The 14,543-nt window shown below is 65.8% G+C and carries 11 protein-coding genes; 10 read left to right on the top strand and 1 reads right to left on the bottom strand.

Annotated features, from left to right (window positions below; all coding sequences use genetic code 11):
• Positions 1-24: 24 nt before the first annotated feature.
• Positions 25-636, bottom strand: coding sequence for a type VI secretion system lipoprotein TssJ (gene tssJ, locus WS46_RS27160; RefSeq protein WP_059532823.1), 612 nt, complete (start codon positions 634-636; stop codon positions 25-27).
• Positions 637-1,013: 377 nt separating this feature from the next.
• Here tssJ and WS46_RS27155 point away from each other — a divergent pair, with 377 nt between their 5' ends.
• The 10 genes from WS46_RS27155 (at position 1,014) to WS46_RS27110 (ending at position 14,543) form a co-directional block, all read left to right on the top strand.
• A complete protein-coding gene (locus WS46_RS27155; protein WP_059692352.1) occupies positions 1,014-1,646 on the top strand; it encodes a M48 family metallopeptidase in 633 nt (210 codons plus the stop codon).
• Positions 1,647-1,690: 44 nt separating this feature from the next.
• Complete coding sequence (tssB, locus tag WS46_RS27150; protein WP_044845930.1) at positions 1,691-2,206, top strand: type VI secretion system contractile sheath small subunit; 516 nt, start codon at positions 1,691-1,693, stop codon at positions 2,204-2,206.
• A gap of 15 nt (positions 2,207-2,221) precedes the next feature.
• On the top strand, positions 2,222-3,712 hold the full coding sequence (tssC, locus tag WS46_RS27145; RefSeq protein ID WP_039320274.1) for a type VI secretion system contractile sheath large subunit: 1,491 nt from the start codon (positions 2,222-2,224) through the stop codon (positions 3,710-3,712).
• Positions 3,713-3,782: 70 nt separating this feature from the next.
• The gene (locus WS46_RS27140; RefSeq protein WP_006477093.1) at positions 3,783-4,286 is read left to right on the top strand and encodes a type VI secretion system tube protein Hcp; all 504 of its coding nucleotides are present in this window, start codon (positions 3,783-3,785) and stop codon (positions 4,284-4,286) included.
• 166 nt (positions 4,287-4,452) lie between these two features.
• The gene (tssE, locus tag WS46_RS27135; protein ID WP_059465243.1) at positions 4,453-4,938 is read left to right on the top strand and encodes a type VI secretion system baseplate subunit TssE; all 486 of its coding nucleotides are present in this window, start codon (positions 4,453-4,455) and stop codon (positions 4,936-4,938) included.
• Between the two features lie 79 nt (positions 4,939-5,017).
• Entirely contained in the window at positions 5,018-6,853 is a 1,836-nt protein-coding gene (gene tssF / locus WS46_RS27130) for a type VI secretion system baseplate subunit TssF (RefSeq protein ID WP_059532816.1), read from the top strand.
• On the top strand, positions 6,817-7,917 hold the full coding sequence (gene tssG / locus WS46_RS27125) for a type VI secretion system baseplate subunit TssG (protein ID WP_059692351.1): 1,101 nt from the start codon (positions 6,817-6,819) through the stop codon (positions 7,915-7,917). Before tssF ends, tssG begins: the two co-directional genes overlap by 37 nt.
• Before the next feature lie 44 nt (positions 7,918-7,961).
• Positions 7,962-10,631, top strand: a complete 2,670-nt coding sequence (tssH, locus tag WS46_RS27120) for a type VI secretion system ATPase TssH (protein WP_059692350.1) — start codon at positions 7,962-7,964, stop codon at positions 10,629-10,631.
• 43 nt (positions 10,632-10,674) lie between these two features.
• A complete protein-coding gene (gene tssA / locus WS46_RS27115) occupies positions 10,675-11,796 on the top strand; it encodes a type VI secretion system protein TssA (protein WP_059532808.1) in 1,122 nt (373 codons plus the stop codon).
• Positions 11,797-11,861: 65 nt separating this feature from the next.
• Positions 11,862-14,543 carry a type VI secretion system Vgr family protein gene (locus tag WS46_RS27110; RefSeq protein WP_059692349.1) on the top strand — a complete coding sequence of 894 codons (2,682 nt, stop codon included), beginning with the start codon at positions 11,862-11,864 and terminating at the stop codon, positions 14,541-14,543.

Raw genomic sequence — 14,543 nt, 5'->3', positions numbered from 1 at the left:
TTAATTGACATTCGTGCGTCATGCTTAACCGCAGGTGACCGACGAAAGCAAATTCAGCGGTTGCGAAGGCGCGCCCTGTTGCGGTGCGATGACCGAGCCGTCGGCGACCGTCATCGCGCAATTATGCAGGCCGATGATTATGCCGGATTTCTCCGACTTCGCCGGGTCGAACGTCAGTTTCCAGCGCTGGATGGCGGGATCGCGGAACAGTGCGACGATGCCGAATGCCTGCGCTTCGCGCGACACTTTTTCGGTTGCCGTATAGCGCTGGCCCGGAATCAGCGTGATTTCACGCACGTTCAGCAGATCGGTGCCCAGCGCGGCCTTTTCCTTGGCCGGATCGGTGAATGCGTCGAATGGCGCCTGCTGGAACGAAGTCGGATCCTTCAGCGCGTAGAGCCGCACCACTAAAGCGAGCGGCTTGCGATCGTTCGCGGCGTTGAGGTTCGGCGCGGCGGCGAGCGTGAGCCCGATGTTGCGCGGTGGCTTCTGGGCATCCGGCAGTTCGGGCTTGCCGATGCCGGCGGCCTGCATCACGGCGCTCGCGGCGGAGCCGAGCAGCGGGGCGGCCGCGCATCCGGCCAGGAGCGCGCAGGCAATCAGCGGCAGCGCATAGCGAATCATGGACGATCTCATCGTGTTTCCGGCGTGCCGCCTTTAACTCCCCTGTCAAAACTACCGGGCATTTCCGCGTTCATCGCGAATGCTGGCTTATCTGCCGTTCAACTATTAAGCACACGTGCGGCGCATCGCGCTTCCGGAAATTTTTTCCGTCACCCGCGCGAGGCGTTGTCGAGCAAGTAAAACTTGCGCATTCCGGTCGCTCGAAAAACCGTCGCCGGGCCGTTGCCGGAGACGTTTCGAGGGGGTAGCGCACGGATTTAAAAGGAATTACTCTGCACGCAGCGATTGAATTATGAAAAATTGATCGGTACTATACCCGCGCGCTTCTTGCAAAGCAAAAGAACCAGATTCTCAACGATTTTAATACTCACGCGCCGGTGGATATAACGATGAAAGACCGTCTCTTCGCAAAATTGTCTGGGGTAGTGCTGGCTTGCGGCGTGATCGCCGGTTGTGCGAGTCAGCCGCCGGCGCCGACTGCCGAGGTGTTCAACAAGTCGCTGGCCGATGCGGACGCCGTTGCGAAGTCGGGTGACCAGGACAAGGCGCTCGGCCTGTACCAGCAGCTCGCGAAGTCGGATCCGACGCGCGAGGAACCGTGGTCGCGCATCGCGCAGATCCAGTTTGCCCAGAACCACTATGGCCAGGCGATCGTCGCCGCGCAGGAGGCACTGCAGCGCGACGCGACCGATCGTCAGGCGAAGAGCGTGCTCGCCGTCGCGGGGCTGCGGATCGCGACGCAGTCGCTCGGCGAGCTGCGCCAGGATGCATCGCTCGCGGGCGATGCGAAGTCGGACGCGCAGGCGCTCGCGAAGCAACTGCGCGACACGCTCGGCGAATCGGCGCTGTTCCCGCCGGAGCAGCGCGCCACGAAGGCGCGTACGGCGCGTCGCGTGATTCATCGTCCGAAGGCCGGCGCGGCGCCGGCCACCGAGGCGGCTGCAGCCGCAACCACCGCGCCGACGCCGGCCGCCGCGCCGCAAAAGGGCGGTGCCGATCCGTTCAGCGCGCTGCGCAACTGACCGCAACAGACGCGATAACCACAACTAACCTGGGAGCCGTCGAGATGGCCAAGAAAGAAAGCATTCAGAAAAGCTTGCAGAAAATACGGCCGCCGCGCGTCCAGCTGACCTACGAGGTCGAGAAGGGCGACGCGATCGAGGTGAAGGAACTGCCGTTCGTCGTCGGGGTCGTCGGCGATCTGGCGGGCCAGTCGGAAGTCGAGCAGCCGAAGCTGCGCGACCGCAAGTTCGTCAACATCGACCGTGACAACTTCGACGACGTGATGAAGGCGATCGAGCCGCGCGCCGCGTTCCAGGTGGAAAACCGCCTGAGCCCGGAAGGCGGCAAGTTCGCAGTCGACCTGAAGTTCCGTTCGCTGTCGGATTTCAGCCCGGACGAAGTCGTCGAACAGGTCGAGCCGCTGCGCCGCCTGCTCGAGGCGCGCTCGAAGCTCGCCGACCTGCGCAACAAGCTCGCCGGCAACGACAAGCTCGAGGATCTGCTGTCCGAGGTGCTGAAGAACACGCAGCAGCTGCAGGAGCTCGCGAAGGGCACCGGCGGCGACAAAGACGGCGAATGACGACGGAGTGTTGAGATGAACCAGCAAACGGCTGCGGCCCAAGCGAGCGGCGCGGAATACGCCGCCGGGACTTCGCTGCTCGACGATATCGTCGAGAAGAGCAAGGTCGCGAAATCCGATTCCGAGCATGCCCGTGCGAAGGACCTGATCGGCGAACTCGTGCACCAGGTGCTCGACGGCACGGTGATCGTGTCGGACAACCTGTCGGCGACGATCGACGCGCGCGTCGCGGAACTCGACCGCCTGATCTCCACGCAGCTGTCCGCGGTGATGCACGCGCCGGAATTCCAGCGCCTCGAAAGCACGTGGCGCGGGATGGACTACCTGGTCAAGGAAAGCAACACCGGCCAGACGATCAAGATCAAGGCGCTGCACGCACCGAAGCGCGACCTCGTGCGCGACTTCAAGGGCGCGAGCGAGTTCGACCAGAGCGCGCTGTTCAAGAAGGTCTACGAAGAAGAGTTCGGCACGTTCGGCGGCTCGCCGTTCGGCGCGCTGATTGGCGATTACGAGATCTCGCGCCAGCCGGAAGACATGTACTTCATCGAGCAGATGTCGCACGTCGCGGCGGCCGCGCACGCGCCGTTCATCGCGTCGGCGTCGCCGGAGCTGCTCGGCCTCGAGTCGTTCTCCGACCTCGGCAAGCCGCGCGACCTCGGCAAGGTGTTCGACACCGTCGAATACGCGAAGTGGAAGTCGTTCCGCGACGCCGAAGATTCGCGCTACGTCGGCCTGACGCTGCCGCGCTTCCTCGGTCGCCTGCCGTTCAATCCGAAGGACGGCCAGACCGCGGAGAACTTCAACTTCGTCGAGGACGTCGACGGCACCGAGCACGACAAGTACCTCTGGTGCAACGCGGCATGGGCCTTCGCTGCACGCCTGACGGCCGCGTTCGACGACTTCGGCTGGTGCGCGGCGATCCGCGGCGTCGAAGGCGGCGGCCTCGTCGAGGACCTGCCGACCCACACGTTCAAGACCGACGACGGTGAAGTCGCGCTGAAGTGCCCGACCGAAATCGCGATCACCGATCGCCGCGAGAAGGAGCTGAGCGACCTCGGCTTCATCCCGCTCGTGCATTGCAAGAACTCGGATTACGCTGCGTTTTTCGCCGCGCAATCGGTGCAGAAACCGAAAAAATACAGCACCGACAGCGCGAATGCGAACGCCGTCCTGTCCGCCCAGCTTCAGTACATCTTCTCGGTATCGCGCGTCGCGCACTACCTGAAGGCGATGATGCGGGACAAGATCGGCAGCTTCGCATCGGCGCAGAACGTGGAGACTTTCCTCAACCGGTGGATTTCGCAGTACGTCCTGCTCGACGACAACGCGTCGCAGGAACAGAAGGCGCAATTCCCGCTGCGCGAGGCATCCATACAAGTGTCGGAGATTCCGGGCAAGCCGGGCTCGTATCGTTCGGTCGCGTTCCTGCGCCCGCACTTTCAGCTCGACGAACTCTCGATTTCTCTGCGACTTGTCGCTGATCTGCCCAAACCGGCAAATTCATAAGCGAGTAAATCGCCCGGGCGGGCCGCCTGGGTAGGACGTTAAAACCACCTCTTTGGGGAGTCGAAGGGCCATGTTACATATGCACTTGCAGTTTGGTAGTCCGGCGGTGAAGGGCGAATCCGCGGACAAAGACCATCAGGGCTGGATCGAACTGAAATCGTGGGATCACTCGATCGTTCAGCCGCGTTCGGCAACGGCATCGACCGCAGGCGGTCACACGATGACGCGCTGCGAGCACGGCGACATGATTTTCACGAAGGAAATCGATTCGTCGAGCCCGCTGCTGTATCAGCACGCATCGGGCGGCACGACGTTCGATGAAGTGACGGTCCATTTCTCGCGCGCGGACGGTGAAGGCAAGCGCGTGCAGTATCTGGAAGTGAAGCTCAAGTACGTGATCATCTCGAGCATCGCTCCGAGCGTTCGCGAAGAAGGTCTGCCGCTCGAGACGTTCTCGCTGAAGTACGCGGCCGTGCAGTGGAAGCAGACCCAGCAGAAGATCGGCGGCAACCAGGGCGGCAACACGCAAGGCGCCTGGAGCCTGACGAAGAACGACAAGACCTACGCGGTCTAACGTCGGTTGCGGCAACGGGGCGCTCGGCGTCCCGTTGCCGTTTTCGCTGTGTACTCGACGTATTCGCGAGGAGCGTGACGCCGCGATCGGCCCTTTTGGGGGCCAGCCCCACGAACGGATTTTTTCAAAACAGGGGAACGTGCGTTATTGGCGGAAACAGGCCCTTATGAAACGATTCGAACCCAGTTTTCTCGACAAGCTGTTCGACGACGAACCGCACCTGCCGGCCTCGGCCGCGATGCGGCAATTGTCGCTGGACGAGCTCAAGAACACGGTCGCCCGCGACGTCGAGGCGATCCTCAACACCCGTATCGCGCACACCGAAATCGAGCTGGCCGCGCTGCCGGAATGCCAGAAATCGGTGCTGACCTACGGGCTGAACGATTTCGCGGGGCTGAGCCTCGCGAGTCACTACGACCGCGCGTTCATCTGCAAGTCGATCCAGCAGGCCATCGCGCGCCACGAGCCGCGGCTGCAGCAGGTGCAGGTGACGTTCGAGCTGAACGAGCAGTCGACCAACGCGCTGTACTTCGCGATCCAGGCGCTGCTCGTCGTGCATCCGGCCGAGGAGCCGGTGAGTTTCGACGCGATGCTGCAGCCGTCGACGCTGCAGTATTCGGTCACGCGCACGCGCGCGGCCAGAATGCTGTAAATCAAGCCGCCGAGCGGGCCGGACCGCCCGGTGATGGTTCAGGGTCCGGCAGGAAATATTGAGGTTCTCGGGGTCGTCGATGGAAGAATTGCTGCCGTACTACGAGCGCGAATTATCGTTTTTGCGGCGCTATTCGCGAGATTTCGCCGAACGTTATCCGAAGATCGCCGCGCGGCTCGCGTTGTCCGGCGAGCACTGCGAGGATCCGCACGTCGAGCGGATGATCGAGTCGTTCGCGCTGCTCGGCGCGCGCATCAACAAGAAGCTCGACGACGACTACCCGGAATTCACCGAAGCGCTGCTGGAAGTGCTGTATCCGCACTACCTGCGGCCGTTCCCGTCTTGCTCGATCGCGCAGTTCACGCCGGCCTCGCCGGGTCAGCAGACCGAACCGGTCGTGATCGACCGCGGCACCGAGCTGAAGAGCCGTCCGATCCGCGGCGTGCAGTGCCGGTTCCGCACCGCATACGACGTGACGCTCGCGCCGATCCGCATCTCGGAGGCGCGCTTCACGCCGGTCGCGCTCGCGCCGAGCGCGACGGTGCTGCCGTCCAACGCGACGGGCGTGATCTCGATCACGTTCGAATCGCTCGCCGCGCAGCTCGATCTCGGCGCGCTGAAGCTGCCGACGCTGCGCGCGCACCTGCACGGCGAGCAGTCGTTCGTCGCCGCGCTGACCGATTGCCTGTTCGTCAACGTGCTCGGCGCGTATGTCGAGCCCGAGCGCAACGGCCGCTGGACCGCGCTGCGCAAGCTGCCGATCGCGCATGCCGGCTTCGACGAGGACGACGCGCTGATCGACTACCCGGCGAAGTCGCACCCCGCGTATCGCCTGCTCACCGAATACTTCGCATTCCCCGACAAGTTCGATTTCGTCGATTTCGACCTCGCGGCGATCGCGCGCGCGTCGGGCCGCTGCCAGCGCGCGACGCTGCATCTGGTGCTGCAGGACGTGCGCAGCGATTCGCACGTCGCGCGGCTGCTCGAGCTGCTCACGGCCAGCCATTTCCGGCTGTTCTGCACGCCGATCGTCAACCTGTTTCGCCAGCACGGCGAGCCGATCCGCATCACGCACCGCGCGGTGTCGTACCCGGTGATCGCCGAAGCGCGCCGCGCGTTCGCGTACGAGGTGTATTCGATCGATTCGGTGAAGCTCGTCCGGCAGCAGGCGCATGAAGAATCGGTGATCGAGTTCCGGCCGTTCTATTCGCTGCATCACGGCGAGTCGGCGCGGATCGGTCATTACTGGTTCGCGCGCCGCAACGACTGGGTCGCACAGAAAAGCCCCGGCTACGAAACCGAGATCTCGATCGTCGACATCGACTTCGAGCCGACGTCGCCGCAAACCGACACGCTGAGCCTCGACCTCACCTGCACGAACCGCGACCTGCCGTCGATGCTCGCGTTCGGTCTCGAAGGCGGCGACCTGTTCCAGGAAGGCGGCGCGCAGACGAGCGGCATCTCGCTGCTGCGGCGCCCGACGCAGAGCGTGCGCTTCGAGCGCGGTCGCGCCGCGCACTGGCGGCTCGTGTCGCATCTCGCGCTGAACCACGTGTCGCTGGTCGCGCACGGGCTCGCGCCGCTCAAGGAAATGCTGACGCTGTACGACCTGCGGCGCACCGCCGTGTCGATGCGCCAGATCGACGGCCTCGCCGGCGTCGAGCAGCGCGGCGCCGTGCAGTGGCTGCCCGGCAAGCCGTTCGCGACTTTCGTGCGCGGCATCGAGATCCGCCTGACGATCGACGAGGAGCACTTCGTCGGCGCGAGCCTCGCGTCGTTCGTGCGCGTGCTCGACAGCTTCTTCGGGCTGTACGTCCACCTCAACAGTTTCGTTCAACTAGTCGTGGTGTCGAAGCGCACCGGCGAGGAGATCATCCGATGCAAGCCCCGGACCGGCGAATCGATCCTGGCGTAGTCGACGCGCTGCTCGACGAGCCGCACCGCTTCGAGTTCTTCCAGGCGGTGCGCGTGCTCGAGGGGCTGTTCGCGCGGCAGGCGTCCGATGCGCCCGGCGCATGGCGGCAGGGCGACGTCGTCGCGCAGCGCATCGAATTCCGCAACACGCTGTCGCTCGGCTTCCCGCCGAGCGAGATCGAAGGCGCCCGTTCGTTCGACGACGGCGGCACGCTGCTCGATTCGGGCGATCAACGCGGCGCCGCGCTCGCGGCCGGCGAGCTCGGTCACGTCGAGCTGACGCCCGCATTCTTCGGGCTGCTGGGCGGGCAGGGCGCGCTGCCGCTGCACTACACCGAGCAGATCGTCGCGCGCGAGCACCTGAAGCGCGACCACGCGGCGCGGGCCTTCTTCGACGTGTTCTCGAACCGCGCGACCGCGCTGTTCTACGCGGCGTGGAAGAAGTACCGGCTGCCGTTCCATTACGAACTCGACCGCGACGAGCGCTACCTGCCGCTTCTGCTCGCGATCGCGGGCGTGCCGAGCGACGAAGTGCGCGACAGCCTCGCGGCCGGCGCGGGCGGCGTGCTCGACGAGGCCGTCGCCGGCTACGCGCTCGCCGCGCGGCACCGGCCGATGTCCGCTGCCTACCTGCAGCGCACGCTGTCCGATTATTTCCGCGTGCCCGTGAAGATCGACCAGTTCGTCGGCAAGTGGTACGACGTGCCGCCCGACCAGCTGAGCGTGCTCGGCGAAGTCAACGCGGTGCTCGGCGCGACGGCGCTCGTCGGCGAACGCGTGTGGCAGCGCGACATGCGCGCGCGGATCGTCGTCGGCCCGCTGTCCAAGCGCGACTACGAGGCATTCCTGCCGGGCGGCGCGCAGGCCGTCGCGCTCGAGCGGATGCTGACGCTGCTCGCCGGCGTCACGCTCGAATACGAGGTGAAGCTCGTGCTGAAGCGCACCGAGGTCGGCGCGAGCGTGCTCGGCGCGGGCTCGCGGCTCGGCTGGGACGCGTTCCTCTGCACGCGCGACGCGGTCGACGACCGCTCGGATGCCCGCTACGAACTGCACGTGATTCACTGATTCCGAACGACAACAAACACGCAATCGAACCTGAGATCGACGCCATGAGCACGCCTCTGAAGACCCTGATCACGAAACTGAATCCGCTGTGCCGGCACGCGACCGAGCGCGCGGCGAGCGCGTGCCTGGCGCGCGGCCATTACGAAGTCGATCTGGAGCATCTGTTCCTCGCGCTGCTCGAGGAAGCGACGGGCGACCTGCCGCTCGCGCTGCGCGCGAGCCGCGTCGATCCGCATGCGCTGCGTGCCGATCTCGAGCGTGAACTCACGCGCCTGAAGACGGGCAACACGCGCACGCCGGTGTTTTCCGTGCACCTGATCGCGCTGTTCGAGCAGGCCTGGCTGATCGCGTCGCTCGATTCGCAGCTCGGCCGCATCCGCTCGGGGCACCTGCTGCTCGCGCTGCTGACCGCGCCCGATCTCGCGCAGTTCGCGCAGCGCATGTCGTCGCAGTTCGCGGAAATGAACGTGACGGACCTGAAGCACAAGTTCGACGAGATCATGGCCGGTTCGAGCGAGGCCGAGCCGCGCCAGACGGATGAGGAAGGCAGCGACATCACGCCGGCCGCCGACGGCGCCGCGCCCGCGGCCGGCCCGTCCAAGACGCCCGCGCTCGACACGTACACGACCAACCTCACGCAGCGCGCGCGCGACGGCAAGATCGACCCGGTGATCGGCCGCGAAGCCGAGATTCGCCAGGCGATCGACATCCTGATGCGCCGCCGCCAGAACAACCCGATCATGACCGGCGAGGCCGGTGTCGGCAAAACGGCGGTCGTCGAGGGCCTTGCGCTGCGGATCGCGGCCGACGACGTGCCGCCGCCGTTGCGCGGCGTCGCGCTGCACGTGCTCGACATGGGCCTGCTGCAGGCCGGCGCGAGCGTGAAGGGCGAGTTCGAGAACCGCCTGAAGAGCGTGATCGACGAGGTGAAGAAGAGCGCGCACCCGATCATCCTGTTCATCGACGAGGCGCACACGATCATCGGCGCGGGCGGCCAGGCCGGCCAGAACGACGCGGCGAACCTGCTGAAGCCGGCGCTCGCGCGCGGCGAACTGCGCACGATCGCCGCGACGACGTGGAGCGAATACAAGAAGTACTTCGAGAAGGATGCGGCGCTCGCGCGGCGCTTCCAGGTCGTGAAGGTCGAGGAGCCGAGCGAGCCGCTCGCGGCCGCGATGCTGCGCGGGATGTCCGGGCTGATGGAGAAGCACTTCAACGTGCGGATTCTCGACGACGCGATCACCGAGGCCGTGCGCCTGTCGCATCGCTACATCAGCGGTCGCCAACTGCCGGACAAGGCGATCAGCGTGCTCGACACCGCGTGCGCGAAGGTCGCGCTCGCGCACAGCGCGACGCCGGCGGCGATCGACGACACGAAGAAGCGCATCGAGCGCATCGACGCGGAAATCGCGTCGCTGGAGCGCGAGGCGGCGGGCGGCGCGGCGCACGACGAGCGGCTCGGCGAGCTGCGTGGCGCACGCGACACGGCGCTCGCGCAATTGACCGAGGACGAGGCGCGCTATGAAGCCGAGCGTGCGATCGTCGCCGAGATCACCGTGCTGCGCGAGACGCTCGACAAGGCGCGCGGCCCGTCCGAGGACGGCGAGCCGGTCGACGTGCCGGCCACGCGCGAGAAGCTGGCCGAACGTGTCGCGGCGCTGCATGCGCTGCAGGGCGGCGAGCCGATGGTGCCGCTGCAGGTCGACGGTCACGTCGTCGCCGAGATCGTCGCCGCGTGGACGGGCATTCCGCTCGGCCGGATGGTGAAGGACGAGATCGACACCGTGCTGAACCTGCAGCCGCTGCTGACCGCGCGCGTGATCGGCCAGGACCATGCACTCGACGCGATCGCGCAGCGCGTGCGCACGGCGACCGCGAACCTCGAGGATCCGAACAAGCCGCGCGGGGTGTTCATGTTCGTCGGGCCGTCGGGCGTCGGCAAGACCGAGACCGCGCTCGCGCTGGCCGACATCCTGTACGGCGGCGAGCGCAAGATGGTCACGATCAACATGAGCGAGTACCAGGAAGCGCACAGCGTGTCGGGCCTGAAGGGTTCGCCGCCGGGCTACGTCGGCTACGGCGAGGGCGGCGTGCTGACCGAGGCCGTGCGCCGCAATCCGTATTCCGTCGTGCTGCTCGACGAGGTCGAGAAGGCGCACCCGGACGTGCTCGAGATGTTCTTCCAGGTATTCGACAAGGGCACGATGGACGATGCCGAAGGGCGCGAGATCGATTTCCGCAATACGCTGATCATCCTGACGTCGAACGTCGGGTCGGCGGCGGTGATGCAGGCGTGCCTGAACAAGCCGGCCGAGGCGCTGCCCGATCCGGACGCGCTCGCCGAGGCGCTGCGCCCGCAGCTGTACAAGACGTTCAAGCCGGCGTTCCTCGGCCGGATGAAGGTCGTGCCGTACTACCCGATTTCCGACGACGTGCTGGCCGAGATCATCGAGTTGAAGCTCGAACGGATCCGCCGCCGCATCGAAGCGAACCACAAGGCCGCGTTCGAGTGGGACGAATCGCTCGTCGACGCGGTGCTCGCGCGCTGCACCGAGGTCGATTCGGGCGCCCGCAACGTCGACCACATCCTGAACGGCACGCTGCTGCCGGAGATCGCGGGCCACGTGCTCGGCCGGATCGCCGACGGCGCGGCCATCGCGCGCATCGCGGTGCGCGCGGACGAGGCCGGCGAATTCGCGTACACGGTCGAATGAGCCCCGCGCGCGACATCTCATGCATCAACGGATTCACTGAACCATGCCGATCAATCTCCCCGAGCTGCTGACGCCGATCAGCGACGCGTCGCCCAGCGGCGACGACCTGCTGTTCTCGAACGAATTCGACGCGATCCAGGACGCGCGGCGCTATGACGATCCGACGCTCGACCAGGGCGAGTGGGTGACCGAGATCAAGGAGGCCGACTGGGGCTTCGTCGTCGATCACGCGGGCGAGCTGCTGCGCACGCGCACCAAGGACCTGCGGCTCGCCGTGTGGCTGACCGAGGCGCTCGCGCTGGAGGACGGCATCACCGGCCTCACCGAAGGTTATGCGCTGCTGGAAGGCCTGTGCCGAGACTACTGGGACACCGTGCATCCGCTGCCCGAAGGCGACGACGTCGAATACCGGCTCGGCAACGTCGCGTGGCTGTCCGGCCGCACGGCCGAGCTGCTGCGCGGCATTCCGGTGACGGACGGCGCGTCGAACGCGTTCACCACGCTCGACTGGGAAGTCGCGCTGCACGTGGCGCAGGCCGTGAAGCGCGACCCCGAACATGCCGACGACATCGCGCGCGGCAAACCGTCGGTCGAGCAGGTCGATGCGTCGCGGCGCGTGACGTCGATCGCGTTCTACACGACGCTGCTCGCGAACCTGAAGGCGTTCGAGTTCGCGCTCGATGCGTTCGAGGAGCGGCTCGTCGAACGCGCGGGCGATTCGGCGCCGAGCTTCCGGCAGGCGCGCGACGCGTTCGAGACCGTGTATCGGCTCGTCGAGCGCTTCGCGCGCGAGCAGGGTTATACGGGGAGCGCGCCGCATGCGCCGTCGGCGCCGCAGGCGCAGCCCGAGCGTATCGAGCCGAGCTTCGGCGACACGTTCCACAGCGAGGAGACCCACGTGCAGTCGCAGACCGCTCCGCGTCCGCCGGTGACGCAGATGATCGCCGGCATCCAGAACCGTGCGCAGGCCGTCGACCAGCTGCGTGCCGTCGCGCGTTACTTCCGCCAGACCGAGCCGCACAGCCCGGTCGCGTATCTGGCGGACAAGGCCGCCGAATGGGCCGACATGCCGCTGCACAAGTGGCTCGAGAGTGTCGTGAAGGACGACGGGTCGCTGTCGCACATCCGCGAACTGCTCGGGGTGAGGCCCGACGAGCAGTCCTGAACGACGGAACCTTGACCTGAGAGCGCGGGCCCGGCTGGCTCGCGGCAACAAGAACAGGAAGACGCATGAACGTGACCGAACTGGCACAGGCGATCCGCGGCGGCCTGATTCAGCAGGACCGCTTGCTGAAGACGGACATCCCGTCGCTGCCGAACAATGCGCTCGTGCCGCGCCGCGCCGTGACCCGTTCCGAGCTGGGTCGCGATTTCAGCGTGACGCTCGATCTGGTGTCCACGGCGAGCGACGTCGAGCTCAAGACGCTGATCGCGCAACCGATCACGCTGTGGATCCAGCAGGCGGACAAGTCGTATCTGCCGATCAACGGCTATGTGCACACGGCGCGGCGGCTCGGCGCCGACGGCAGCCTGTCGAGTTACCAACTGCGCTTCGCGTCGTGGATGCATTTCCTCAAGTTCCGCAGCGACATGCGGTACTGGCAGGACAAGCCCGTCGACGCGATTCTCGCCGACGTGTTCGACATGCATCCGCAGGCCAGGGGCCGATACCAGTTCGCGTTGTCGAAACCGTTGCCGTCGCGGTCGTACTGCCGGCAGAGCGAAACGGACTGGAACTTCGTGCATCGGCTGATGGAGGACGAAGGGCTGTTCGGTTTCTGGCGGCACGGCGAAGACGGGAAGTCGCACACGTTCGTCATCACCGACGACGTGCATGCAGTCGATGCGCTGTCGCCGAATGCCGTCACGTTCGACCGCTCCGGCACGGGCACCGAAACCGCCGGTTTCACGCAATGGGCCGCGTCGCGGACGCTGCAAAGCACGCTGCACACGACGCGCACGTTCGACTACAAATCGCCGTCGTCGGCGGGCAATCCGAACGGCACGTCGCTGCCGACGAAGGCCGGCCAGGGCGACCTGTCGGGCCAGGCGGAGATCTACGAATACACCGGCGCGTACACGTATCCGGGCCAGGACCGCGGCGAACATCTGTCGAAAATTCGCCTCGAGGAGTGGGAGTCGCGCGCGAAGCGCTTCTTCGGCGTCGGCGGCGTGCGCGCGATCGATGCCGGCCGGCGCTTCACGCTGACCGGTCATCCCGAGCACGATCGCGATTCGGCGAGCGACCGCGAATTCGCGGCCATCGGCGTCACGCGTTACATCGAAAACAATCTGCCGATCTCGGACCACGAAGCGAACTTCCCGCATAGCCTGCAGGATCAGTTGGCGCAGGCGAAGGCCGGTCACGGTGAGGCGGCTGCGTTTCAGGTCGGCCATGACGACGGTTCCGCCGGGTTCTATCTCGTCGAGGTCGAGGCGCAGCGCGCGAGCGTGTCGTATCGCAGCCCGTTCGAGCACCGCAAGCCCGCGATGCAGCTCGAGACGGCCGTCGTCGTCGGGCCGAAGGGCGAAGAGGTGTATACCGACGAGCTGAACCGGATCAAGGTCATGTTCGTCTGGGACCGGCAAAGCGAAGGCCGCGAGACGGCATCGTGCTGGATGCGCGTCGTGCAGTCGGATACCGGCGGCGGCTACGGCGGCGTGCATATTCCGCGGGTCGGCGAGGAAGTGCTGATCGGCTACATCGGCGGCGACTGCGACCGGCCGATCGTCATGCATCGCGTGTACAACGGCGCCGTCAAGCCGCAGTGGCATAGCGACGGGATCCTGTCGGGCTTCCGGTCGAAGGAGTATGCGGGGTCGGGCCACAACGAGATGGTGCTCGACGACGCGACCGGGCAGAACCGCGCGCGCCTGTTCAGCAGCAGCGCGAATTCGCTGCTTCACCTCGGCTACCTGATCGAGCAGAACGGCAATACGCGCGGTGCGTATCTCGGTTCCGGCTTCGACCTGCGCACGGATGCGTACGGTGCGATGCGCGCGGGGCAAGGGTTGTACGTGACGACGCATCCGAAGCAGGCGAACAGCCAGCCGCTCGACGTGGGCGAGGCGAAGCAGCAGTTGGCCAATGCGCAGGGGCTGGTCGAGTCGATGTCGCAGGTCAGCGAGATGCATCAGGCGGAGAGTCTCGGCGCCGGTCACGATGCGCTGAAGCAGTTCGCCGATGCAACGCAGAACAGCGTGGCGGGTGCGAGCGCTGGCGGGGGCAGGACGGCCGGCGGCGGGACGGGGAACGCGAATGTGTTCAAGGAGCCGGTGATGCTGTTCGCGAGCCCGGCGGGGATTGGGGTGGCGTCGCAGCAGTCGGTGCATCTGGCAAGTGATCGGCAGACCAATATCGTCAGTGGTCAAAGTACGTTCATCACCAGCGGGAAGTCGCTGGTGGCGAGCGTCAAGGAAAAGCTGAGTCTGTTCGCGCAGAACGCGGGGATGAAGCTCTTTGCCGGGAAAGGCGCCGTCGAGATTCAGGCGCAGAACGACAACGTCGAGATGGTCGCGCAGAAGACGATCAAGGTGCTGTCGGCGACCTCAACGATCGAAGGCGTCGCGAAGGAGGAGATTCTGCTGACTTCCGGTGGCGCGTATGTCCGGATCAAGGGCGGCAACATCGAGATTCATGCGCCGGGCAAGATCGATGTGAAGGGCGGACAGCATGCGTTCAGCGGACCGACGAGCATGCACAAGACGTTCAAGGCGGAAGGCAAGAAGGCAGACATGCGGATTCGCTATGTGGATGCCGACGGCAACGTGCCGCACGGGGAGCCGATCAAGTTCACGACGGAAGACGGGACCGAGCATAGCGTCGCGCTCGACGCGGAAGGCAAGGCGGAATTGAAGAACATCGATTTTGACGAGTTCGTGGCCAGTCAGGTCAAGCGGACGGGAGAGTGA

Source organism: Burkholderia sp. RF4-BP95, assembly GCF_001521985.1.
Lineage (GTDB): Bacteria > Pseudomonadota > Gammaproteobacteria > Burkholderiales > Burkholderiaceae > Burkholderia > Burkholderia diffusa.
Note: the sequence above shows the minus strand (reverse complement) of the source record. Positions and strands in the feature narration are given on the sequence as shown.

Excerpts from the sequence above, each read along its gene's own strand:
- tssG (WP_059692351.1), top strand. The coding sequence starts at position 6,817 with ATGCAAGCCCCGGACCGGCGAATCGATCCTGGCGTAGTCGACGCGCTG.
- tssJ (WP_059532823.1), bottom strand. The coding sequence starts at position 636 with ATGAGATCGTCCATGATTCGCTATGCGCTGCCGCTGATTGCCTGCGCG.
- tssF (WP_059532816.1), top strand. The coding sequence starts at position 5,018 with ATGGAAGAATTGCTGCCGTACTACGAGCGCGAATTATCGTTTTTGCGG.
- WS46_RS27110 (WP_059692349.1), top strand. The coding sequence starts at position 11,862 with ATGAACGTGACCGAACTGGCACAGGCGATCCGCGGCGGCCTGATTCAG.
- tssB (WP_044845930.1), top strand. The coding sequence starts at position 1,691 with ATGGCCAAGAAAGAAAGCATTCAGAAAAGCTTGCAGAAAATACGGCCG.
- tssH (WP_059692350.1), top strand. The coding sequence starts at position 7,962 with ATGAGCACGCCTCTGAAGACCCTGATCACGAAACTGAATCCGCTGTGC.
- WS46_RS27140 (WP_006477093.1), top strand. The coding sequence starts at position 3,783 with ATGTTACATATGCACTTGCAGTTTGGTAGTCCGGCGGTGAAGGGCGAA.
- WS46_RS27155 (WP_059692352.1), top strand. The coding sequence starts at position 1,014 with ATGAAAGACCGTCTCTTCGCAAAATTGTCTGGGGTAGTGCTGGCTTGC.
- tssA (WP_059532808.1), top strand. The coding sequence starts at position 10,675 with ATGCCGATCAATCTCCCCGAGCTGCTGACGCCGATCAGCGACGCGTCG.
- tssE (WP_059465243.1), top strand. The coding sequence starts at position 4,453 with ATGAAACGATTCGAACCCAGTTTTCTCGACAAGCTGTTCGACGACGAA.
- tssC (WP_039320274.1), top strand. The coding sequence starts at position 2,222 with ATGAACCAGCAAACGGCTGCGGCCCAAGCGAGCGGCGCGGAATACGCC.